Origin of the sequence: Parabacteroides goldsteinii DSM 19448 = WAL 12034 (assembly GCF_000969835.1) — a bacterium.
In the GTDB taxonomy this organism is placed as follows: domain Bacteria; phylum Bacteroidota; class Bacteroidia; order Bacteroidales; family Tannerellaceae; genus Parabacteroides; species Parabacteroides goldsteinii.
Genome location: NZ_KQ033913.1, coordinates 2,317,798 through 2,341,185, shown reverse-complemented (window position 1 = coordinate 2,341,185; position 23,388 = coordinate 2,317,798). Strand labels below are relative to the sequence as shown.

General features: G+C 38.3%; 16 protein-coding genes and 2 rRNA genes. 9 read left to right on the top strand and 9 right to left on the bottom strand.

Annotated elements, in window-relative coordinates:
- Positions 1–2,538 (top strand): 23S ribosomal RNA (locus HMPREF1535_RS22440); the annotation flags it as partial.
- Positions 2,539–2,640: 102 nt separating this feature from the next.
- Positions 2,641–2,751 (top strand): 5S ribosomal RNA (gene rrf, locus HMPREF1535_RS22435).
- 593 nt (positions 2,752–3,344) lie between these two features.
- Here rrf and HMPREF1535_RS22430 read toward each other — a convergent pair.
- Positions 3,345–4,463 carry an IS110 family RNA-guided transposase gene (locus HMPREF1535_RS22430; RefSeq protein WP_010800321.1) on the bottom strand — a complete coding sequence of 373 codons (1,119 nt, stop codon included), beginning with the start codon at positions 4,461–4,463 and terminating at the stop codon, positions 3,345–3,347.
- A 144-nt stretch (positions 4,464–4,607) separates the two neighbouring features.
- Between HMPREF1535_RS22430 and HMPREF1535_RS22425 the strand changes: the two genes are divergently transcribed.
- Positions 4,608–5,531: an AraC family transcriptional regulator gene (locus tag HMPREF1535_RS22425; protein WP_046147540.1), complete on the top strand. Its 924-nt coding sequence runs from the start codon at positions 4,608–4,610 to the stop codon at positions 5,529–5,531.
- 125 nt (positions 5,532–5,656) lie between these two features.
- On the opposite strand, the gene HMPREF1535_RS22420 is transcribed toward HMPREF1535_RS22425, so the two are convergent.
- Positions 5,657–7,825: a tetratricopeptide repeat protein gene (locus tag HMPREF1535_RS22420; RefSeq protein WP_046147539.1), complete on the bottom strand. Its 2,169-nt coding sequence runs from the start codon at positions 7,823–7,825 to the stop codon at positions 5,657–5,659.
- 84 nt (positions 7,826–7,909) lie between these two features.
- Here HMPREF1535_RS22420 and lepA point away from each other — a divergent pair, with 84 nt between their 5' ends.
- Positions 7,910–9,697: a translation elongation factor 4 gene (lepA, locus tag HMPREF1535_RS22415; RefSeq protein WP_007658632.1), complete on the top strand. Its 1,788-nt coding sequence runs from the start codon at positions 7,910–7,912 to the stop codon at positions 9,695–9,697.
- 472 nt (positions 9,698–10,169) lie between these two features.
- Here lepA and HMPREF1535_RS22410 read toward each other — a convergent pair whose 3' ends face one another.
- Positions 10,170–11,024 carry a CvfB family protein gene (locus HMPREF1535_RS22410; protein ID WP_046147538.1) on the bottom strand — a complete coding sequence of 285 codons (855 nt, stop codon included), beginning with the start codon at positions 11,022–11,024 and terminating at the stop codon, positions 10,170–10,172.
- Positions 11,025–11,224: 200 nt separating this feature from the next.
- On the opposite strand from HMPREF1535_RS22410, the gene HMPREF1535_RS22405 reads away from it, so the two are divergent.
- The 5 genes from HMPREF1535_RS22405 to HMPREF1535_RS22385 all read left to right on the top strand — a co-directional run bounded on the left by HMPREF1535_RS22405 (position 11,225) and on the right by HMPREF1535_RS22385 (position 16,952).
- Positions 11,225–12,055 (top strand): polysaccharide biosynthesis/export family protein, encoded by an 831-nt coding sequence (locus HMPREF1535_RS22405; RefSeq protein ID WP_046147537.1) that lies wholly within the window; start codon positions 11,225–11,227, stop codon positions 12,053–12,055.
- An 8-nt stretch (positions 12,056–12,063) separates the two neighbouring features.
- Positions 12,064–13,659, top strand: coding sequence for a GumC family protein (locus HMPREF1535_RS22400; RefSeq protein ID WP_046147536.1), 1,596 nt, complete (start codon positions 12,064–12,066; stop codon positions 13,657–13,659).
- Between the two features lie 6 nt (positions 13,660–13,665).
- Positions 13,666–15,018, top strand: a complete 1,353-nt coding sequence (locus tag HMPREF1535_RS22395; RefSeq protein WP_046147535.1) for a hypothetical protein — start codon at positions 13,666–13,668, stop codon at positions 15,016–15,018.
- The gene (locus HMPREF1535_RS22390; protein ID WP_046147534.1) at positions 14,984–15,883 is read left to right on the top strand and encodes a glycosyltransferase; all 900 of its coding nucleotides are present in this window, start codon (positions 14,984–14,986) and stop codon (positions 15,881–15,883) included. The genes HMPREF1535_RS22395 and HMPREF1535_RS22390 overlap by 35 nt, the downstream gene beginning before the upstream one ends.
- Before the next feature lie 94 nt (positions 15,884–15,977).
- The gene (locus HMPREF1535_RS22385) at positions 15,978–16,952 is read left to right on the top strand and encodes a glycosyltransferase family 2 protein (RefSeq protein ID WP_052716773.1); all 975 of its coding nucleotides are present in this window, start codon (positions 15,978–15,980) and stop codon (positions 16,950–16,952) included.
- Between the two features lie 24 nt (positions 16,953–16,976).
- On the opposite strand, the gene HMPREF1535_RS22380 is transcribed toward HMPREF1535_RS22385, so the two are convergent.
- From HMPREF1535_RS22380 to HMPREF1535_RS22355, 6 genes are read right to left on the bottom strand one after another with little or no spacing between them, the layout of a single operon-like run.
- Positions 16,977–18,053, bottom strand: a complete 1,077-nt coding sequence (locus HMPREF1535_RS22380) for a glycosyltransferase family 4 protein (protein ID WP_046147685.1) — start codon at positions 18,051–18,053, stop codon at positions 16,977–16,979.
- 1 nt (position 18,054) lies between these two features.
- Positions 18,055–19,278 carry a glycosyltransferase family 4 protein gene (locus HMPREF1535_RS22375; RefSeq protein ID WP_046147533.1) on the bottom strand — a complete coding sequence of 408 codons (1,224 nt, stop codon included), beginning with the start codon at positions 19,276–19,278 and terminating at the stop codon, positions 18,055–18,057.
- 23 nt (positions 19,279–19,301) lie between these two features.
- Positions 19,302–20,351 (bottom strand): glycosyltransferase, encoded by a 1,050-nt coding sequence (locus tag HMPREF1535_RS22370; protein WP_046147532.1) that lies wholly within the window; start codon positions 20,349–20,351, stop codon positions 19,302–19,304.
- Positions 20,352–20,377: 26 nt separating this feature from the next.
- Complete coding sequence (locus HMPREF1535_RS22365; protein ID WP_046147531.1) at positions 20,378–21,091, bottom strand: DapH/DapD/GlmU-related protein; 714 nt, start codon at positions 21,089–21,091, stop codon at positions 20,378–20,380.
- Between the two features lie 10 nt (positions 21,092–21,101).
- Positions 21,102–22,448 (bottom strand): lipopolysaccharide biosynthesis protein, encoded by a 1,347-nt coding sequence (locus HMPREF1535_RS22360; protein ID WP_046147530.1) that lies wholly within the window; start codon positions 22,446–22,448, stop codon positions 21,102–21,104.
- Positions 22,448–23,074, bottom strand: a complete 627-nt coding sequence (locus HMPREF1535_RS22355) for an acyltransferase (protein WP_046147529.1) — start codon at positions 23,072–23,074, stop codon at positions 22,448–22,450. The genes HMPREF1535_RS22360 and HMPREF1535_RS22355 overlap by 1 nt, the downstream gene beginning before the upstream one ends.
- Positions 23,075–23,388 lie beyond the last annotated feature (314 nt).

Genomic DNA, 23,388 nt, shown 5'->3' with positions numbered 1-23,388 from the left:
TAGAGGGTGAAAATCCCGTACACGACTTTCTAACGAAGCCTAGTGGTATCCTGAGTAGCGCGGAGCACGAGAAATTCTGTGTGAATTAGCGGGGCCCATCCCGTAAGGCTAAATACTCCCGAGAGACCGATAGCGAACCAGTACCGTGAGGGAAAGGTGAAAAGAACCTCGAACAGAGGAGTGAAATAGACCCTGAACCCGTCTGCCTACAAGCGGTCGGAGCAACGTAAGTTGTGACGGCGTGCCTTTTGCATAATGAACCTACGAGTTACTTTCTCCGGCAAGGTTAAGTATTTCAGATACGGAGCCGAAGCGAAAGCGAGTCTGAACAGGGCGGTATAGTCGGAGGGAGTAGACGCGAAACCAAGTGATCTACCCATGGTCAGGTTGAAGGTTAGGTAACACTAACTGGAGGACCGAACCGGTAAGCGTTGAAAAGCTTTCGGATGAACTGTGGGTAGGGGTGAAAGGCTAATCAAACTTGGAGATAGCTCGTACTCCCCGAAATGCATTTAGGTGCAGCCTTTATTTAGTATAGCATGAGGTAGAGCGACTGATTGGATGCGAGGGCTTCACCGCCTATCAAGTCCAGATAAACTCCGAATGCGTGCTATATATTGATAAGGAGTGAGGGCGCGGGTGCTAAGGTCCGCGTCCGAGAGGAGAAGAATCCAGACCATCAGCTAAGGTCCCCAAATAACAGTTAAGTTGAACTAACGAAGTCAGACTGCAGAGACAGCTAGGATGTTGGCTTGGAAGCAGCCATTCATTTAAAGAGTGCGTAACAGCTCACTAGTCGAGGAGTTTGGCGTGGATAATACTCGGGCATAAACTGTTTACCGAAGCTATGGATCCAGAGTAATGGATGGTAGGGGAGCATTCCAGTGGCGTTGAAGGTGAGGGATAACCCTTGCTGGAGTAGCTGGAAAAGCAAATGTAGGTATAAGTAACGATAAAGGAAGTGAGAAACTTCCTCGCCGAAAGACTAAGGTTTCCTGATCAACGTTAATCGGATCAGGGTAAGTCGGGACCTAAGGATAAGCCGAACGGCGATTCCGATGGAAGAATGGTTTAATATTCCCATACTACTTTATAGAGCGATGTGGAGACGGAGAAGTGACAGTCCTGCCAACTGACGGAATAGTTGGTTAAAGGGTGTAGACGTTGATCGCGGTAGGCAAATCCGCCGTGAGAGTCGAACCTGAGAGTATGCCGAGTACTTGTACAAGGCAATATGGATGTAAACAGGCTCCCTAGAAAATCCGCTAAGCATATCTATAGAGTACCCGTACCGTAAACGGACACACGTAGTTGGGTTGAGAATACTGAGGCGCTCGAGTGATTCACGGTTAAGGAACTAGGCAAATTGACCCTGTAACTTCGGGATAAAGGGTCCCTGTCAGCGATGGCGGGGCGCAGAGAATAGGTCCAGGCAACTGTTTAACAAAAACACATGGCTGTGCGAAATAGAAATATGAAGTATACAGCCTGACACCTGCCCGGTGCTGGAAGGTTAAGAGGAGAGCTCATCGCAAGAGAAGGTTTGAATTGAAGCCCCAGTAAACGGCGGCCGTAACTATAACGGTCCTAAGGTAGCGAAATTCCTTGTCGGGTAAGTTCCGACCTGCACGAATGGTGTAATGATCTGGACACTGTCTCAACCGTGAGCTCGGTGAAATTGTAGTATCGGTGAAGATGCCGATTACCCGCGATGGGACGAAAAGACCCCGTGAACCTTTACTATAGCTTTACATTGAATTTGGGCAACTAATGTGTAGGATAGGCCGGAGACTGCGAAGCAGGCACGCCAGTGTCGGTGGAGTCGCCGTTGAAATACGGCCCTTTGGTTGTTTGAGTTCTAACTCGTGGAAACGAGGACACTGTATGGTGGGTAGTTTGACTGGGGTGGTCGCCTCCAAAAGAGTAACGGAGGCTTCTAAAGGTACCCTCAGACCGATTGGTAACCGGTCGTAGAGTGTAATGGCATAAGGGTGCTTGACTGGGAGAGAGACAACTCGATCAGGTAGGAAACTAGAGCATAGTGATCCGGTGGTTCCGTATGGAAGGGCCATCGCTCAAAGGATAAAAGGTACTCCGGGGATAACAGGCTGATCGCTCCCAAGAGCTCATATCGACGGAGCGGTTTGGCACCTCGATGTCGGCTCGTCACATCCTGGGGCTGGAGAAGGTCCCAAGGGTTGGGCTGTTCGCCCATTAAAGTGGCACGCGAGCTGGGTTCAGAACGTCGTGAGACAGTTCGGTCTCTATCTATCGTGGGCGTAGGAGATTTGAGTGGCTCTGACACTAGTACGAGAGGACCGTGTTGGACAGACCTCTGGTTTACCGGTTGTACCGCCAGGTGCACCGCCGGGTATCTAAGTCTGGATTGGATAAGTGCTGAAAGCATCTAAGTACGAAGCCAGCCTCAAGATAAGATCTCCCTGAGGGTCGTTGTAGACTACGACGTTGATAGGCTACAGGTGTAAGGGCAGTAATGTCGAAGCCGAGTAGTACTAATAGCCCGAGACTTTCTATTTCCGAGAGGAAGGATTGATATATCAGCAGGGTTAGTAGAGATACTAACAAAGCGAAAGTTACTGATAAAGTAGCGTTGTCCAGGTCAAACATCTTAAAAGGTATTAAGGTGGTTATAGCGTTGGGGATCCACCTCTTCCCATTCCGAACAGAGAAGTTAAGCCCAACCACGTCGATGGTACTGCGTAAAAGTGGGAGAGTAGATAGCCGCCGTTTTAGAGTCACAGACTCCAAACAAATGAAAGGAATCAATCGTAAGGTTGGTTCCTTTTTGTGTTTATGAAGAACTCCTTTTTATATATGAATACCAATTCCTATATTTCCTCTATAAATAAACAAACGTGAGTTCGAAATAAGTACCATAACCTTCCTCAGAATAACAGTCAAGCCATGTTTAATAACATGTATGTGTAAAAATATAACAAAAAGTTTGTATTAAAGAAAAATAAACCTGTCCTTTGACGAAAAGATTTTAACTATGAAAAACACAAAGAGATAACATTGCCACAGTCTTGACTATGAAATGTATGATCTTTGGGAGGGAGTCTGTATAAGGGTCCCTTTTTTCTTATTATTTTCTGTGTAATAAAAGTTACACTAACCTTATTTCGAACTCCCGTTAAAATAAGATCACTTTGTAGCTGTCCCTACATTTTGTCTATGTAGAGAGTGATAAATAATTTCCTCTTCGAGCTTGTTTGTCTCAGACGCAATTCCTTGCCAGAGCGTGCCTGTATACCAGTTTGCAAAAACGGGGTTTACTCCACCACAAATATAAGGGTCTTGGAACGCTCATTAAGAAGCAACCATTAATTCACAAATGGCATATAAGGTTGCTTTTTAGCTAATAAATTCCAAATAACAACGAGTAGCTTTCGAGCATTTGCCATTAAAGCCTTGTTGTGATTCATTCTCTTTTTCAAGGTATGATATCTGCTATAAAATTTAGATGTTTGAGTCCTGCAGGCTCCCCATGCACATTGTGTAAGCATAACACGTAAATACTTGTTTCCATGTAAAGTCTTTCTTCCTTTGATCTTTCCTGCACTTTGATCATTTCGCGGTCTTAATCCAGCCCAGCCAACTAAAGCTGATGCTGTTAGAAAGGCTTTCATGTCAACACCGATTTCTGCTATGATTCTCATAGCGCTTTCCTCTTTTATCCCAGGAGCTGTTTGAAGGATTTCCAGTTCCTCGGCATAATGTCCCTCGCAAATTATTCGCATTTTCTCTTTACACTCAAGAAGCTGACGATCATAAAGTTCCACTTCTTCCAAACTCATTTTAAGCATGTCTCTGTCTGATGAAGATACAATACCAGTCAAAGACGACTTAATAACCTCATGACAATGTTTATTACGAATACGCTTGTGAACCAACAGAGCTAATACTTCAGAATCAGTTTCACCACAGATTAATGCATTGACCACCTTACGCATGGATTTACAACCAATATCAGAAACATAATTACTCAAACGAATATTGCAACGTTGCAACGTTAGATCGATAGCAGATTCAGCTTGCTGTTTGCGACGAGTCAAATGGAAGATACGACGACTGTACTGACGTAATTCCTGTATTTTTGAATCAGGAATATAACTTCCCTTAATTAGCTCTTTCTGAAGAACAGTCGCAATCCATTGGGCATCTTTAATATCAGTTTTACGACCAGGGAGTTGACGGATGAAATAAGGGTTAACCAATTTAACATCAAAATCGCATTCCAAAATGCGCCAAATAGGAACCCAATAAATACTGGTGCTTTCCATTGCAACTTTACCAACACCATGAGAGACTAAAGTGTCACGAAGGCGATCCAGTTCCGGTGTTAAAGTTCCAAACACATCTTCAATTTTCTCACCGTTTGCTGTGAGAATACACATAAAGACACTATCTTTATGCACATCAAGACCACAAACTCTGTCCATAAGATATAGTTTTTTTGTATTACAACTTTAAAATAACGAAAGTCGGTGGAATAACAGCAGGGAGTGGTCTTTATTTTTATTAGACGCGCTTATAAATCTCAATTTTTATGTAAGTTTGTACCTCATTCAAATATACATATAAACGTGGCGAATACAACATTACAAGATCATACAAAACAAATCAACCGGGTTATTGATTATATTAATTCAAATCTGAACAGGCAGATATCGATAGATGAGTTATCGTCGTTAGTTGATATTTCTACTTATCATTTTCATCGGATATTTACTGCCTCCATGGGTGAACCTGTAGGAAAGTATATTCTTCGGAGAAAATTGGAGCGGGCCGCCAATGTTTTGCTGAGTGATCCTGCTGCGATCAAGGATGTGGCTTATGATTGGGGTTTTTCTTCCGCCTCTTCTTTTTGTCGTAGTTTCAAACGTCATTTTGGTATTTCTGCCGAAGAGTATCGTCGCAAGAACGGATATCCGGATAGCAAGAAATGTCAATTCAAGAGCATAAACGAGCAACATACCTCGCTTTATTCACGCTATTTTTGTCGTGATAAAACAATCAAAGTAAATGGTATGGATATGAATTGCACTTTTGAAATTAAGCAAATGCCTGAGAGGGCTATTATTTATTGTCGTCATCAGGGAGCATTGGACCAGATGCAGGAGGCTTTCGCCAATCTTATGAAGTGGGCACTGCCCAGAGGGTTTGTTTCACAACCGGATATGAGGTTATTGTCCGTCTATCATGATGATCCTCGTGTTACCCCGGTCGATAAATTAACAGCCGATGCGGCCATGTTTGTTCCGGAAGAAATGAAGCCGGAAGGAATTATTGGAAGCTATAAGCTCTCCGGTGGGTTGTATGCGGTTGGACGTTTTGAATTATCTATGTCTGAGTTTCCGGCTGCCTGGATGGCAATGTTCGATTTATTGGAAGAAAATGGCTGTAAGTGTGGTTATGGACATCATTATGAGATTTATCAGAATAACCATGACGAACATCCGGAAAAAAAGTTTATTGTGGATATTTGTATACCTGTTGAACCGGTATAACAGGGAAGGTGGTTGCATCATTTGCTTATGGCACATGAATAATACAGATCAGGCAGATTTACATGGATTCTTTACCATGTAAATCTGCCTGATCTGTATTATCTGTATGTTGTTTATAGTCTATTTTATAAAGAATCATTTAGTACATACCTCAACTGATCCATCATCAGGGATATTTCTGAATCTTCTATACCGGCCACGATTAAATCCGGGATGTCCTGATTGAAATCTTCCTGGAACTTATAGAAATTCCCGTTTTCTTTTTCTATAGCCTGCCTGTAGAATTCTATAGCCCCTTTTATATTTTGCAGAGCCCATTCCGTATGGCCGGCATTTAGCAGGTCCTGCGTATTGGGTTGATCAGCCAATATCTTTTTGTAATAATTGCGTGCCTGGTCATATTTACCGGTCAGGAACGAACACCAGGCTATAGGACGCCATGCCTTGCTATTGCTATCCATATAATCAACCTTGAAGAAACATTTCAATGCTTCACTGTAGTTTTTGAGTTCCAGGTAACAATGTCCGATACTGATTGTAATAGATAAATTATCTGGGTTCAGTTTCTCGTACCGGCGATAGTACTTTAATGCTTCTTCGGGTTCTTTCAGCGAACGGTAGCAACCGGCAATCCGGCGGATGACCCATTTGCTTTGCGGATTTAAAAGGTCTGCCCTCAGATAAGCGTCGAGAGCTCCCTGTAAATCATCATTCATTTGCTTACAGTAGCCTATTTTCTGGAAAAGTATATCACTCTCCTGATTCGTCTCAGCCAATTGGTTGAAGATGGTCAGAGCATCACTGAAATAGTTTTTGCGCAGGTAGTATTCTGCAATCGTACTCAGACTTTCTTCATCGGAGATATAAGGACGCAAAATATCCAGGTTATGAAAGTCAAGAGGCAATGTGAAAATGTCGTTGAAATCCAGGTGTCCCGGATATATTTTAAAGAAGCGGTACAGGTCTTGTATATATTGTCCTGTAATCGTCTCCAGTTTGCCCCGTTTACTGATCAGTTCTTCTTTATTCTGTTGGATCATTTCAGTAGCCTGGCTGTCAAACTGATTCATCATCATTTTTTTAGCTTCTTCAGGCAACTGCATCATACTGAAGTATAATGAATATTTATCGGAATTGCACATGAATGCTGCCAGCGTCATGGAGTCCAGCATCTGTTTTTCACCATTGTTCTGGTTAAAACGATCCCCGAACGATGAATGTTCTGTCGTAAATGGCAAAAGCCAGTTACTCAGTTCGCGGAAGAAGGGGAAACTCTTCAAATGAACGAAGGTAGAATGCATGACATCGGCACCTTCCTGTTGCAGTTCACTGAATTCTTCCATCTTTTTACCCAGCGAACTGTCGGCAAATATATTTTCCCATTCCGGATTCATTTCCTCTCCAAGCTGTTCCGGGGTAATGTCTTTCAGATTTATTTTATTGCTGATCTTAGGACTCAGTTTCATCATTTCGGGAATGATCTCATTCTGTAGTTTCCGGGTAATCTTTTCTGTTTCACGGGCCAGGATAAAACGCAGTGTAATGGTCCGTATAGCTTTCGTGAAGCCGGGAACCTCGGAAAGAGCATCCAGCCTGTTTATTATTTGCGGATAAAGAGCCGTTCTTTTTCTATAAGTATATAATGTAAGCAGGATGGAGATCAGCGCACGTACTTTGATCTCTTCATTCCCATGATTTGCCGCATCAAACAATAACATCATTTTTTCCGGGTCGAAAGCTGCCTGTAATCCGAGCGTCAGCGATGAAACAATCTGACAGCCTGCCGTAAACGGAAGTTCGTTATCGAAAAGAATATTCTTTATAACAGCAGCATCTTCAACCATGAAAGGATCGGAGACCCATATCTTATTGAACAAGACAATGAGCATGGCATCATATTCGGCCCTGTTTCCTGTCGCATAATGCTTGCTTAGCTGGAGGTGGAGGTTCTCGAAAGTCACGTTAGGCTGGACTTGCAAACTCCTGCGCCGGCTATAGAAGGCCAAAGGCGATTCAACTGCCATCGCTTTATGCTTGATCCGGTCGGCCAACTCGTATGAGGAGGTCTGAATCTTGTTATATATCTGTTCCTGCATCGGATCTTTGGCCCCTTCGATGCGATAACGCAACATATATTTATATGTATCCTGCAACTCATTCAATTTGTCCTGGAATGATATTTCACGGCTTCCGGAAATGAGTGCCTGAATGGAATCAAAAGCATTCTTTAATTCCTTGCTATCTAATGAACCGATAATACGGTTGTAAGCTTTATTTATTTCTTGTAGTGTCATATAATATTAACAACAAATGGTATGCCAAAAGTATAGTTTTTGACCTAAAATTCCTATCTTTGCACACCTAAAATAAATTAGCACATGAAGAATATCCGCAATTTCTGTATTATTGCTCATATTGACCATGGTAAGAGTACTTTGGCTGATCGTTTGCTTGAATATACCAAGACAGTCGAAGGCAAAGACTTACAAGCGCAGGTCCTCGATGATATGGATCTGGAGCGCGAACGAGGCATTACGATCAAGAGTCATGCCATTCAGATGAAATATAATTATAAAGGTGAAGAATATATCCTGAATTTGATCGATACGCCGGGACACGTCGACTTTTCGTACGAAGTTTCCCGCTCTATTGCTGCATGTGAAGGGGCTTTGCTGATTATCGATGCCGCCCAGGGAATCCAGGCACAGACTATATCCAATCTGTATATGGCGATCGAAAATGATCTGGAGATCATCCCGGTTATGAATAAGATTGATCTTCCCAGTGCCATGCCGGATGAAGTGGAAGATCAGATCGTTGAACTGTTGGGCTGTCCACGTGAAGATATTATCCGGGCAAGCGGTAAGACCGGTGAAGGTGTTTTTCAGATCCTCGATGCGATCATTGAAAAGGTGCCGGCTCCCCAGGGAGATCCGGAAGCACCGCTTCAGTGTCTTATCTTTGACTCCGTATTTAATTCATTCCGTGGCATTATCGCCTATTTCAAGGTGGTGAACGGCGTGATCCGAAAAGGAGACCATGTCAAGTTTATCGCGACAGGAAAGGAATATGACGCAGACGAAGTCGGTGTATTAAAGCTGGAAATGTCACCACGCAGTGAAATCAGAACCGGTGATGTTGGTTATATCATTTCCGGTATTAAAACATCAAAAGAAGTAAAGGTCGGCGATACTATAACTCATGTAGCCCGTTCGGCAAAGGCTGGTATAGCCGGTTTCGAGGAAGTGAAGCCGATGGTGTTTGCCGGTGTGTATCCGATCGACAGCGAAGATTTTGAAAATCTGCGTGCGTCATTGGAGAAACTGCAATTGAATGATGCCTCCCTGACATTCCAGCCGGAAAGTTCTGCCGCTCTGGGTTTTGGTTTCCGTTGCGGATTCCTGGGATTGTTGCATATGGAGATTGTCCAGGAACGTCTGGACCGTGAATTCAATATGGATGTGATCACGACAGTACCTAACGTATCCTACAAAGTATATGATAAAAAAGGTAATTGTATAGAAGTTCATAACCCTAGCGGACTGCCGGAACCGACATTGATCGATCATATCGATGAGCCGTATATTCGTGCTTCTGTCATAACGAACACGACTTTTATCGGTCCGATCATGACACTTTGTCTGGGTAAGCGTGGTATTTTGCTGAAACAGGAATATATTTCAGGCGATCGTGTGGAGATTCATTATGATATGCCTTTAGGGGAAATTGTGATCGACTTCTATGACAAACTGAAGAGTATCTCTAAAGGATATGCCTCTTTTGATTACCATATCCATGATTTCCGCCCGAGTAAACTGGTGAAGCTGGATATCCTGTTGAACGGTGAGCCGGTGGATGCCCTGTCTACATTGACACATGTGGATAATAGTGTGGCATTCGGCCGTCGTATGTGTGAAAAACTGAAGGAGTTGATACCTCGCCAGCAGTTTGATATTGCCATCCAGGCAGCTATCGGAGCGAAGATCATTGCCCGTGAGACGATCAAGGCAGTACGTAAGGATGTAACAGCCAAATGTTATGGTGGTGATATTTCACGTAAACGTAAATTGCTGGAAAAACAGAAAGAAGGTAAGAAGCGAATGAAGCAGATCGGATCGGTAGAAGTTCCGCAGAAGGCATTCCTTGCTGTATTAAAGTTAGACTAAAAATAGCTTCAAAAAAGAATTGTAAGTACGAAGCTATTAATTATCAATATGTAGAAGGTGACGCTGGCTATTTAGGACGGCGTCACTTTTTGTTTGGTATCATTGCCTCTATTTTTTAGCGATCATACTATTTACCTAAACCCCTTTACTAGTATATAATTAGATGTAAAGTTATAACTTCTTAATCATTCGACCCAGGTAAAATACGTAGTTGACCCAGGTCGAATTTATAGTTGACCTAGGTCAAATTTGAAGTTGCCCATGGTCGAAAGATTAAAAACATATAGGTTTGAATTTAAAAAACAAGTTAGTATTCAATAAGAAACATCTTGTAAAGTATTAGGCTCTTTCGGGAAGGTATCGGACTTTATCAGAAATGACTTGTGCCGGAAAAGTTAATAATAAAACGAGTGACGCTGCATGTATAAAGTAGCGTCACTCGTAAATATTTGATATTTAGTTAAATGTCGTGCTATTCGGCTGTTTGATCCTGCTTTTTTGCTAAACTTATGCCGCCGTTTTCTAACGTGATAAGATGCTGTTTGTAAAGGGCACCGATCGCTTGTTTGAAGCTTTTCTTGCTGCATTGGAAAAGTGATTGAATGACTTCCGGGTCACTTTTGTCGTGTACAGCGATAAATCCTCCCTGACTTTTTAACGATTCGAGGATGGTTCCGGCCAATCCTTCTATTTTCTGATAGCCCAGCGGAACGAGGCTTACGTCTATTTTTTCATCTTCGCGGACTTCTTTGATGTAGCCTTTAATCTCTTCTCCTTTTTCCAGGCGACGAAAGACTTCATTATAATATACCAATCCCCAATGCAGGTTATTAATGATAACTTTATAACCGATCTCTGTTTCATCCGCTACCAGTAAGTTAACTTCCTGATTGAAGGTATATTCGGGCATTACATTGTCCAGATACTTGTCGATACGTGCAGAAGCCACGATACGTCCGGTGATATGATCGAGATGGACATATACCAGATACCACCTGCCTTCGCGCATCGGCATCTTTTGCTCTTTGAAAGGGACGAGCAGATCCTTCATCAGCCCCCATTCCAGAAAAGCCCCCGTGTTATTAACCGATTTGACTTCCATGAATTTGAATTCGCCGACAGTAGCTAGCGGTCGTGCTGTCGTAGCGATCAGCCTTCCTTCATTATCGTGATAAATAAAGACTTCCACTTCATCCCCCGGCTTTACGTTCTTGGGAACATAACGGGCCGGCAGAAGTATCTCTTTCCCGTTACCCCCGTCCAGGTAGACCCCAAAATCCAGGTCTTTTACTATTTTTAGCGTGTTATATTTTCCTACTTCAAGCATAATCTGTTTCTTTTGGGACAAAAGTACATGATAATTCAAGAAAGAGAGATAAAATCTCCTATATTTTTACTTCATCATGCAGCAATATATTAACAAATGCATCGTTATAGATGTAACTCGGACTAGAAGAACACACTTATATGGTCCGGGGTTGAACTAAAAGTCGTATATTTGCAACTTATTTGAAGAAAAATTTATATATGAATTTGAAGGTATTGCTATTTGGTTTGCTTTTATTTGGAGCTTGTTCGGCTCCTAAGAATATTACATATTTTGATGATGCAAAATATGTGTCAGGTGAAGAATTATTAGAAACAAAGATGAACTATGACCCCAGGTTGAAGTCTGGAGATAAACTGGTGATAACAGTTTCTGCTTTGGATATTGCGGCTGCAGCGCCGTTTAACTTGTATGCTGTTTCTATGACGGATTTATTGCAGACACAAACGAGTTCAGTGATGGATAAAAAACAACTTAGCACATCGCAAATGTATGCTCCATATACTGTAGATAATGAAGGGTTTATTAATTTCCCCGTGTTAGGAAAAATAGAAGTGAAAGGTAAAACCGTAAAGGAATTAACAGATATATTGGAAGATAGAATATCTGAATCTGTAGAAAACCCAATAGTTAATATCCGAATAGAAAACTTTAAAGTTACAGTAATAGGAGAAGTGCTTCGTCCTGGTTCTTTTACTGTTTATTCAGATCGTATATCATTATTGGATGCTTTGGGATTGGCGGGTGATTTGACTATTTATGGTGACCGTACCAATGTAAAGCTGGTAAGGGACATAAATGGGGAAAAGAAATTGGTACATCTGGATCTTACAAAGACAAACTTACTGGAATCTCCTTATTTTTATCTGGAACAGAATGATGTGGTTTATGTAGAACCGAATGATAAAAAGAAAAAATCTTCCCGTTACAGTCAGTCTGAACAATATAATTTATCCATAATTTCAACCTTTGCAAGTACGTTATCTGTGATAATGAGTGTTGTAATGTCTATTATAGCAATGAAAAAATAAGGAATAGTATGAAATCTGTTGAAAATAACGAGTTTGTTGATATTAAAGGAATTTACAAAAGATACATTAAGTATTGGCCTGTTTTTGTAGTTTCAGTCTTTGTATTGGGGATATTAGGAGTTATCTACTTGAAGGTAGTGCCCCCCGTATTGCAGGTTAATGCAAATATCCTGATAAAAGAAGATAAAGGTATTTCCGGAACTTCAGCTTCTGCAGCCGCCGCTTCTGAGATGATGCAGAGTTTTGCTTTTGGTGGAAGTTCTGCTATGGGGGGAGTGTCTGTAAATGATGAACTTTTTTTGTTGAGTTCTTACAGTATATTCCGTGATTTAAGTAAGAGCTTGGGTTTGAATGTCCAATATCTATTATCTGATTTTCCTCGAACCAAAGATTGTTATAAGAGTTCTCCTATATCCGTGTATACAGTTAATCCATTGGCCGACACTTTGCGGGCTGTGATTAATTTTGATGTAAATCTGTCTAAAAACGGAGTGTGTAAAATTAAGGCCAAAAATGGTTGGAAAAAGCTAGGAAGTGTTGAAACAAAAGAATTTCCTGTGAAATTAAGTACAGCTTTTGGAACATTTTATTTTGATACGACTAAATACTATGTCCCTAAAAAAACTACTAGTTTGGAAATTAACTACATGGGGTATAATTTGTGTGCCGAAATACTTCAAAAGCAGGTAACTGTTGATTTATATTCAAAGAAAGCCAATGTGATATCATTAGTGATGGAAGAAGTTAATCCGAAGAGGGGAACTGATATTCTGAATACACTTGTTAACTTTTATAACAAAAATGGTGAAGTGGATAAAAATGATGAAACCAAGTTGATGGATGAGTTCTTGACAGAAAGGATTTCTTTGATGGAGGCAGAATTGGATAGTGTAGAAAGGGAGATCGAACTATATAAAAAAGCTAATAATTTGACGGATATTGAGACGGAGGCTAAAATTATATTAGAGAAGAGTCAGGATTTCAAGGAGCGTCAGATTGAAGCTGAATCTCAATATACAGTGATTCAATTAGTGGAAGAATTCTTAACTAAGGATGAAAACCGCTATTCTCTGGTACCATTGAATATAGGGTTAAGTGACCGGACTGTGTTGGAAGGTCTACAGACATATAATGAGGCATTATTGGAGCGTATCAAATTAATGATGACAACAAAACCAGGGAACCCTGCTATAGATTTGGTGAATAAGCAGATAGATGCTATGCGTGCGAATATGTTGGAGACGGTGCGTAGCATAAAATCAGGATTTAGTCGTTCTCGTAATGAGTTACAGTCGCAGGAAAACTACTTCCTTTCTCGTATTGCAAATATGCCACAGCAGGAACGTGAATTTATCACAATGAAAAGGCAGCAGATGATCAAGCAGGAATTGTTCTTGTTCTTGCTGCAGAAGCGTGAGGAGAATGCATTGACACAAGCATTGGTGAAACCTAGAGCTAAAATTGTAGACTCTGCTTATGTTCTGTCTGAACCGGTAAGTCCTAAATTATCGGTTGTATTAGTGGTGGTGACTATTTTATCAGTTATTATTTCTATGCTTTATATTGTAATTGTTGGGTTATTAAGAAAAAGAAAGAAAGTATAATTCGCTATGTTGTTTATACCATTATTATTATTAGCAATAGCATTATATATTTGTGGGCAAAGAACTTATTCTTTGCTCATATTTTTCTTTTTTGTTTTTAATGGGTTCCAAATAATCCCAGAAGAACTATTTGAAACGGGATTAGGTTTTTCTAAACCAACCGATTTTGCATTGATGTATATTTTTGTTCTATTCGGTTATGGCTGTTTCGCATATTATGATTTTATACCGTTAAATAAAATGACTTATTTGATTGCTATTTATTTGGTAGCTGTATTGGTTATTATTGGCGTAAATAAATTCATTTATGGGATAGGCTGGGGCGATATACTCAAAACCTCTCGTAATTATTTTTTTGTGTTGGCATACTATCCATTGAGACGTGTAAAGAAAGAAGAAGTGGATCAATTATTAAAGATACTATTGTATATAGTGTTGTTCCAAAGTTTCTTATTTGCTATACAAGCTTTTACGGGAAAAGCTATTTTGGCAGGGGCGGAAGATAAATCTGGAGGAGATTTAATCCATCGTTTTTATAATTCTCCTCGAATGCTCTATTTTTTTATTTTCTATACGATATTTGTCCAGCCATTAGGAAAAAAATATAGTCTTATAGCCGGAGTGGTATTGGTCATAACAAGTTTTTTGCCATTGCATAGAAGTTTGACCATAATAGTTATTTTAACCTTATCTTTGGGATATATCTTAAATGTAGGAAATTTAAAACGATTTGTTCGTTACTTGCCTTATGTACTATTGGTTGCAATTCCACTTTGTATTGTTTTATTTGCTCAGATTGGCTCTCGAACAGTTACTGATTTACAAATGGTCCAGGAAGGAGATTTTTCAGAAATGGAAGATAGCGAAGATTTTGAAGAATTTGAAATGGATTCCGAATCAACATTTACTTTTCGTATAGCTCACTTAATGGAGCGATATTTGTATGCTCGAACGGATAAGTGGAATGAATTTTTTGGGATAGGGTTGATGTCTGAAGAATCCCCATATACAAATAATAATTTAAATTTTGTGATTGGTCTTGTTGATGATAAAACTGGAGGTGTGGTTCAGTTGGAGTCAGGTGATATTGCGTGGTCTAATTTTGTTGTACGTTATGGGTATGTTGGAACATTGGGCTATTTGATTTTTTATTTGGGATTGGCCTGGATCTTTTTTGTCAATCGAAAAGATAAATTATCATTGGTGCTTTTATTATATATGTTGCTGATACTGGGATTTTCTTTGACTTCAGATATACTATACCAAGTCAGTCGTAATGTGTTTGTTTTGATGTTGTTTGATTTTATAATAAATAAAAAACGGTATGAAGAAAATAACAGTTCTGACATCCTTGTATAAATGTCAAAAATATCTTCAAGGATATTTCGATTGGGTACGTCAGATCGATAATCCGGAGGAAGTGGAAATATTATTATTGCATAATGCTCCGAGTCAAGTTGAGTTGGATATTATACAACAAAATATTTTAGAACTTCCATTTGTTCGTCATATCATCATCTCGGAGTTGGAAGGATTATATGCTACGTGGAATCGGGGAATACGTATGGCTGAAGGGCAGTATGTTTGTGTTTGGAATGTAGACGATATTCGTTTTCCTGAATCTTTGTCTTTGCAAGCTGCAACATTAGATGAAAATCCGGATATATTATTAACTTATTGCGATTTTCATCATATGTACCAATATGGGTGTATTAGTGACGAAAAAGTGATAAATGAAGACTTCCTTTTTAGCTCATCTGTATTTTTTGTTTCCCATCAAATTGGTTGTTTTCCTATGTGGAGGAAAGTACTTCATGAGAAATTCGGATATTTTGATGAACAGTTCTTTTTAGTGGCCGATTTTGATTTCCAGATTCGTTTGGCGCGGACAGGTAAAGTGAGGAAAACAGAGGGAGCTTTGGGCGCCTATTTAGAAGATGCTCCGGAAAAACTGAGTAGCAATCAGAAGCGACAGACTATAGAACGCAATATAGTGTATTTACGGTATGCTGTTTGGGAGTATTTAAATTGGTTTACTTTGTTTTCAATAAATAAGGAACACGCTTTTCAGATTAAGAATGGTAATGAGTGGATTTCGGTATCTTCTGTTTTTGATTCTTATTGGGAATATCGTAAAAAGAGATATCCTAAATTATTTAACTCTATTTGGAAACAGCCACGTGGGTTAGCAGCATTTATTAAACATTGTCTTCTGAATAAATAGATTGATAATAATAGCGAAAGGTGATGATGTTTTTCTTCATGTTGTGGCGAAATCGTATGTATAGTATTTGTTTCAATGATAATTTATTCGTATTATGCAAGTAAATGAAATTCGTGGTGGATGGAAGTTTGCCAGTAAGAAGGCGCAGACAGATAATGAGTACTGGCTTACTTTTTTTACTTCAGCCTATCAAAGGGGGGACACTATTAAGCGTGTGTATGACTCGCTAATAAATATGGAGCTTCCTGCCATGGAAGATGGCAAATCAGTAAAGTTTGAATGGTTAGTGGTAAACGATGGTAGCACCGACCATACAGAGGAGTTACTGAAACAGTGGTGTGAGGAAGATCGTTTGTCCATCCGCTACTACTATCAGGAGAATCAAGGTATACATGTGGCTTATAATTTTGCCGTGGCACATTGTGATTCGTTTGCCATATCTAGCATTGATAGTGATGATGCCTTGTTACCCACAGCTTTGAAAGTACTCTATGAGGAGTGGCAAAAGATTCCAGACAAAGAAAATTTTAAGGGAATAGTGGGACGATGTATTGATCCTGAGACAGGTAAGATAATTGGTTCTCAACTGCCATACTCACCCTTCGATGTCCATGCCATGGATATGCGCTATAAGTATAAGATTCAGGGTGAGATGTGGGGATTTAACCGGACAGCGGTGATGCGTCAGTATCCTTTTCCTACGCCTGATCCCCGTATGCGTTATTGTCCTGAGGCTTTGGTTTGGTTCGAGATGGGTAAAAAGTATAAGGAACGTATTGTATCTGTCCCCATGCGTCTGTACTATCGCGATGCAGCTAATGCCATCACAGCTCGCAGCTATAATCGTTCGACAGCCAATTATTTCTTATGGGTGTATGGAGTGAACAATATGTTACCCTATCTATTTTACAGTCCAAAGGAAGTAATACGCCAATACGTTGGCATCAGTATGGATGGATTCCGAACAAGTCGTTCTGTAGGTACTATTCTTAGAGATGCCAAAAACTTGAAACGCAAGTTGCTTGTGTTGCTGATGATGCCAATTGGTTGGACGTTGTCTAAATTGTAGAAGTAAAGTTTGAAGATTTGCAACTTAGGGTGCGATATTTGAATAAATTTCAGCAACTAAGTTAGCTATTTCTTTCCATGTGGGGATGTTGATATTATATGTTATATCTTTATATTCTTTGTTTAATTCATTTTCTATTTTATCTTTTAGATCACTCACAGATCCAACCTTAAAGTATTGATCTTTTGCCAGGCCTATAGATCTATTTGCTTCAATATTACTTGCTAAAATTGGTTTTTGATAGTTTATTGCTTCGACAAGAACAATAGGATAACCTTCGTTGAAAGATGGCAAGACAAACAGTCGGGCGTATGTATATAAATGGTTTAGTTGATCTTCATTCATATAACCGGCTAATACAACTTGTGATTTTCGGGCTTCAGCGATAAGTTGTTTGGCATAAGCAGAAGTATGATCGCACCCACCGGCTATTACGAGTTTATCAGATTTATTGTGCATTAAATTATAAGCTTTGATTAAGTAGTCAAATCCTTTTTCCGGAGTGATTCTACCTACAGTTAAAATATATTGAAAAGGTGAAAGTCCTAAAGAACTGATAAAAGAGATATCCTTTATTTCTTTTTTTTCTTTTATACCATTTGGAATGTAATAAGATTTAGCTTGAATTGACGGGTTGAATTTTTGTAGTTGAAGTTTATTTACAAAAATAATTTTATCAGCTCCTTTTATGGCGATATATTCACATACTTTGAGTCCCTTTTTAGCTAAATAAGACCATTTGTCGTGTTCATAATTAGGACTGTGATAAGTTAAAACAACTTTTAGACCAACTATTTTCAATAAAGGGATAAATAATCCCGGACCGATATTATGTACATGAATGATATTTGGCCGTTTCCCTATGCAATATAACACGCAAAGGAATGAATGTAAAAGGGCTTCTATCCCTTTTGTCCTAACTGTTGGCAAATCGATAAAATGTATATTTTTATATGTTTTGTCAGAGTTAATGAAAGGTTTCCGTCTGAAAATTGTAATGTCATAGATACTTGGCATTGAAGTATATAATTCTTCACAATGTTTTTCTACCCCACCTTGTATATTGGGAAATCCTCTGGTTCCGAATACATAAATTTTCATATTAACTATAATTTTCAATACATGATTTATAAATTTCCATTAAACGAGTATAATGTGCTTCTTTTGAAAAATTGAGGGAAGCATATTCTAAGGTAGCATCAACCATTTGTTGATATTTTTGTGGTGTCAAACTGGTTACGTGATTGATTACTTTTGTTAATTCATCAACAGACCTTGGTGGAAATAAATATCCTGTAATTTCATTTTGAATTAATTCTGGAATACCTCCGATATTACTTCCTATAATGGGGGTTCCTAATGTCATTGACTCTATAATTGTTAGCGGATTGTTTTCATAACATTCAGAAGGAACCGTTACAAATGTAGCTTTGCTAATTAGATCTTTTAATTCTTGTCCTTCTTTAAATCCAAGAAAAGAAATATTATTTGCTTTATTTGCACTTAGCTTTTGAAGTAATGGTCCAGTTCCTGCTATTTTTAAATGTATGTGTGGAAATGATTCCATTGCCTTTATCAATGTGGATATTCCTTTTTCTTCTGAAATTCGTCCGAAATAAAGGATATAATTCTCTTTTGTTATGTTGTTATCTTGTACAATAGGGGTGAAATTGTATAAATGTGTCGACTTTTCAGCAAAGTGATAATTTGCCTCAAAATGTTTGTTTTGAGAAAATTTGCTTACAAATATGAACCGATCAATCAGTTTAAGGGGAGGATAGAAGTATTCTCTAAAATAACTGTCTAAACTTAAAAGAATACTATGGGTTAAATTCCCTTTTGAACATCTATTGGTAATACATCTCCAATATTGTTTGCTATCTTTACATATTTCACATATTTCCTGCTTCCCATTTGTAAATGCATAAGCTGGACATATCAAACGGTGGTCATGGACTGTCATGACTATTGGAATTTTATGTTTGCGTAGAATCGGTAAGATTGAAACAGAAATACCGTTAAATAATAAATGTATGTGGGCTATATCCGGTTTTTCTTGCAATATTAACTGCTCAAGTTTCTTAGCAGAATCTTTGTTAAAAAAGAAATCCGGTGTTTTTTTTATTTTTGTCAGTGTTGATGATTCGGATAGTTCCGGATAGTCAACAAAATACTTCTCATAAATAGACTGTCTGTTTTTTGTACTTTTCAAACAAAAAGGAATAACGGTGTGTCCTTTCTCTTCGAGAAGGTCTATTGTATTGAAGAAAACAGTTTCTGCTCCTCCTTTTATGTAATAGTATTTATCTATTTGCAAAATTTTCATGCTCGTTTTTTTATTGAGTAAATTTATATACGATGTATTTTTTTGTATTGATTGATATATTCTAAAGCTGTCCGTTTTACATTAAACTTACTTATTGCATATTGATATGCATTGGAAACTACAGTATTTGTTGAAATATTCATTATTTTTTCAATTTCTTGCGCACAGTTGATTGCGTCATTACTTTTGAAATAATAACCATATTTCCCATTTTTTATAATTTCCATAGGCCCTTCTTGGTCGGAAACTAATACAGGTATTTTAGCTACCATAGCTTCTGTTACTGTTAGGCCGAACCCCTCTTTTCGGGATGGTTGGACAAATAAATCGTACTCTTTCAGATGGCTGAATATGTATGATTGTTCTTTACTACCTAAGAAATGGATTTGGTTTTCCAGTTGTTTCGATTTCACTAGCTCCTTCAAGAAGTCTTTGGATTCACCGTCTCCAATAAAATCAACCGATATATTTTTGAATCCTTTCTGATGTAATATAAATATAGCTTCGATTAGAATGTCTTGTCCTTTTTTGGTATGTACTAATCTGCCTATTTGTACTATATGAAAAGTCTGATTCTTTGTGGCATCTTTTTGTGAAAGAATATCGGTACTGTTTATTCCGTTTAAAATAATGGGTACGTTTTTTTTAAGATACTTGGCCAAATCTTCTTGAACTGAATTTGAAATAGCAAATATGTGTTTGTATTTGTGTAAATAAGGAATATCTTCGGTCGTACATATATGATGTACGGTAAGGCACATTTTATTTATGATTGATTTTAGGAATATGAATTTTATAGTATTTGGAATGTGGACATGTATTATATCATAGTTCTTGATCAATAGTAAAAAGTTTAGTGCAAGTATATAAAAGAGGTTCTTGGAACCTACCGGTCGGTTGATCCTTATTATCTGTATTTTGTTATCGATTTTTTTTGTTATGGATTTTTCTTCTTGTCTGTTTACGATAATCAAAGATATGTCGGCATGTTTTATTTGCTCGTTCATTATGTTGACTAACATAGTCTCGATGCCTCCGTATTCCATTCCAAATACAATATGAACTACTTTCATGATGATGAAATCCTGTTTAAAGGTTGTTAGATTGATTGATTGATTGATTCAAGAAATTTTTTATATTGTATTTCATCTTCCGTTGTCATGGTTTTGCCAATAGAACGCATTCCGATGTAATACTGGTCGAAAAGTTGTGTTAAATATTCTTCAGAGAAACGTTCTGATTCTGGATAAAGCCGTCTCTCATGTTCCATAATTTCTTCCAGGGAAAATTTGGAGGCAATGATTTTATATGGACTCCCGACTACCACTGCATAAGGAGGAACATCTTTCGTTATAACACTTGATGCTCCGATAACAGCACCACGCCCTATGGTTACCCCCGACAATAGAGTTACATTTGCTCCAAGCCATACATCCTCTTCAATGACAACATCTTTTTCTTTGTCATTTATTCTCGACAATGGCAATAAATAATAGGGGATACCAACTGTCGGTGTATGGTTTCCTGTTATGACCGTTAATCCTGGGGCTGCCCCGGAATACTTTTTCATGATGAATTTACCTGTATAGGTGATTATCTTTGCCTGTGACTGGATACGAGTTTGTTCATACATATATACGTTTTGAGGATTGGCTATATGAGCAGGAAGTAAGATATGTGAATCTTTATCTCGAAATCCAAAACAGTCTAAATCCAGAGGCAACATATAATTGAATCGTAATTGACTCCAGATGTCTCTTAAGCGGATAATGAATGGTAATTTATGTTTAATCTGTTTCTTTAAACTGTTCATGCGAATAGAGTTATTTATTCCAAATACCATGAGCTTTATGTTTCAAAATCTTATTGATCTGTGTTGTAAAGATGACAGAATAGATAAGATTGATGCAAATCATTGACAATACAACGCCGATAACCCCCAATTTATTGCCTAAAAACAGGGCTAAAGGTATGTGAAAAATCAAACCGATTAATACAACATAAGTTTGAAGTTTGACTGTACCTACTCCGTTGATCATATATACTTGTAAGGAATCCCATGAATTTATTGCCAAAAAGATACCGAGGCATAATGTGATTTCAAATGGAATTCCTATTTTATCGCCAACCCATAAATGGTAAAGATATGGTGATAAAGCGATAAGAACTATTATGCCGGATAATACCATCAAATAAACCAAGCACATCTTTTTATATATTCGGTTCATCCAAGCATAGTCTTTTAAGGCGTATGCGTCGGTAAATGCCGGCCAAAGAGGGGTTAATATGATATTGTAAACCATAGTGGATATTCCTAAATATTTGTAGGCAATATTGTATTGGCTAACCGCTTCCGGTCCGGAAATGTGTGATATGATGATATTGGTTGATTGGTATAGGACGATAATTTGTATTTGTATAATGAAGAATTTGATGCCGAGGTTGAACAGATCTTTTACTTGTTTTAAATCTATATATTTATAAGACGGCGATATTTCTTTGAAAGAACTTGTGTATAAGATACGTGAGAAAATTAGTAAAACAATAATGGGAGACAAAGATATAGCTAAGGCCAATCCGATCAAGGAGGGAGGAGTTGTGCGAGTCAAGATGAATATAAGCAATAGTGATAACAGTTGTCCCAACATGGCAAACAATGATGCCATAGCTGTTTTTTGATAGGCCGATACAACCGTATTCAATACGTTGAAAAACATTTGTATGGTCATGAATATTACTAATAAATATAACACAATCTGGATATCTTTCTCGTAGATAGTTGGTACGTTCAACAATTTAGGCCAATCAATGAAAGGAATCAATAGTATAACTATAATAGATACAGGGATGAATATTGCGAGCATCATGAAATAGGTCGTTGACACTAGACCTTTTCCACGTATGTAATCGTGAGTTGTCAGTGCTTCAGCTAACCGATTTTTTAATCCTAACGTTAAGCCTATGTCAAAAAAGTTGATCCATACCACGATAGAGGATAGTGTTAACCATATACCATATAACTCTTTGTTTACATAATCCAAAGTAAGCGGCACCAAAAGTAGGGAGCTGAGTATACTAATTCCTTTTATAAGAATTGATGCTGCAATATTTTTTTTTAAGAGCGAGGTTCGTTTGCTTCCTCCCAGTATATTATGAAAGTGGAAATTCATTATATAAGATTGATTTTCTTTATTACTTTTGCTGGATTTCCGGCAACTATACTATCTTCTGGTATGTCTTTTGTTACAACACTTCCTGCTCCAATTACGGAACGTGCACCGATATGAACCCCCTTTAGGATAATCGTATTGGCCCCAACTAATACATCGTCATCGATTATTATCTCTTTATCAATCCGGTTGGCCATATCTGTAATACCATTACGCCTGTGTAAATAGTTTAATGAATGGGCATCCGTATCAAACAGAAGACATCCTCCTCCAAAATTAACGTTATTTCCTATTTTTACGGATTTTTGAACCCAAATAGTAGGGGATGACATTCCACAATTATCACCTATTAGCAAACAAGCATTCTCCGATACATTGATACAAGCTTTGTTTTTACAAAGAGGATTGATTAAGTCTGATGATACTAAACGAAAGTTTTTACCAATAGACACCTGCGAAGTTCTTCCTGTTATTATAGTACAAGGAGCCATTATTCTACAATTTTTATTGTACTCTATACCGAATGCTTGAAGTTTTATCCGGTTGATAGAGGGCATAATGTTTATAAAAAAGAGGCACTTAATGCGATTGATACCTCTAAAGATAATAGTAAGAAAGAATTTCATAGGATTGGTATTACTTTAACTGTACTTATTGATATTATCATTTTGAAGTTGTTAAACTACACAGATTTATATGGCAAACTTACATAAAAATTTGTGAATTGCGTAAGTTTTGATGAAAAAGTCACTTGGCGAGTATATTTATTTATCTAAAGATTAGAATTTTATTGAGTTATGTAAAAATATAATTGTCTTTTTAGTTATATCCCTTATTTTTCAATACAACTATGCGACTGAAACCTAAAAGATGAAGTTTGCGAATTCTTCTTTTTCAAGGTGCATCCTGAGCATTCCTTGCAAGGACTGGCTGTTTTCGG

Excerpts from the sequence above, each read along its gene's own strand:
- HMPREF1535_RS22430 (WP_010800321.1), bottom strand. The coding sequence starts at position 4,463 with ATGGACAGAGTTTGTGGTCTTGATGTGCATAAAGATAGTGTCTTTATG.
- HMPREF1535_RS22420 (WP_046147539.1), bottom strand. The coding sequence starts at position 7,825 with ATGACACTACAAGAAATAAATAAAGCTTACAACCGTATTATCGGTTCA.
- lepA (WP_007658632.1), top strand. The coding sequence starts at position 7,910 with ATGAAGAATATCCGCAATTTCTGTATTATTGCTCATATTGACCATGGT.
- HMPREF1535_RS22410 (WP_046147538.1), bottom strand. The coding sequence starts at position 11,024 with ATGCTTGAAGTAGGAAAATATAACACGCTAAAAATAGTAAAAGACCTG.
- HMPREF1535_RS22405 (WP_046147537.1), top strand. The coding sequence starts at position 11,225 with ATGAATTTGAAGGTATTGCTATTTGGTTTGCTTTTATTTGGAGCTTGT.
- HMPREF1535_RS22400 (WP_046147536.1), top strand. The coding sequence starts at position 12,064 with ATGAAATCTGTTGAAAATAACGAGTTTGTTGATATTAAAGGAATTTAC.
- HMPREF1535_RS22395 (WP_046147535.1), top strand. The coding sequence starts at position 13,666 with ATGTTGTTTATACCATTATTATTATTAGCAATAGCATTATATATTTGT.
- HMPREF1535_RS22390 (WP_046147534.1), top strand. The coding sequence starts at position 14,984 with ATGAAGAAAATAACAGTTCTGACATCCTTGTATAAATGTCAAAAATAT.
- HMPREF1535_RS22385 (WP_052716773.1), top strand. The coding sequence starts at position 15,978 with ATGCAAGTAAATGAAATTCGTGGTGGATGGAAGTTTGCCAGTAAGAAG.
- HMPREF1535_RS22380 (WP_046147685.1), bottom strand. The coding sequence starts at position 18,053 with ATGAAAATTTATGTATTCGGAACCAGAGGATTTCCCAATATACAAGGT.
- HMPREF1535_RS22375 (WP_046147533.1), bottom strand. The coding sequence starts at position 19,278 with ATGAAAATTTTGCAAATAGATAAATACTATTACATAAAAGGAGGAGCA.
- HMPREF1535_RS22370 (WP_046147532.1), bottom strand. The coding sequence starts at position 20,351 with ATGAAAGTAGTTCATATTGTATTTGGAATGGAATACGGAGGCATCGAG.
- HMPREF1535_RS22365 (WP_046147531.1), bottom strand. The coding sequence starts at position 21,091 with ATGAACAGTTTAAAGAAACAGATTAAACATAAATTACCATTCATTATC.
- HMPREF1535_RS22360 (WP_046147530.1), bottom strand. The coding sequence starts at position 22,448 with ATGAATTTCCACTTTCATAATATACTGGGAGGAAGCAAACGAACCTCG.
- HMPREF1535_RS22355 (WP_046147529.1), bottom strand. The coding sequence starts at position 23,074 with ATGAAATTCTTTCTTACTATTATCTTTAGAGGTATCAATCGCATTAAG.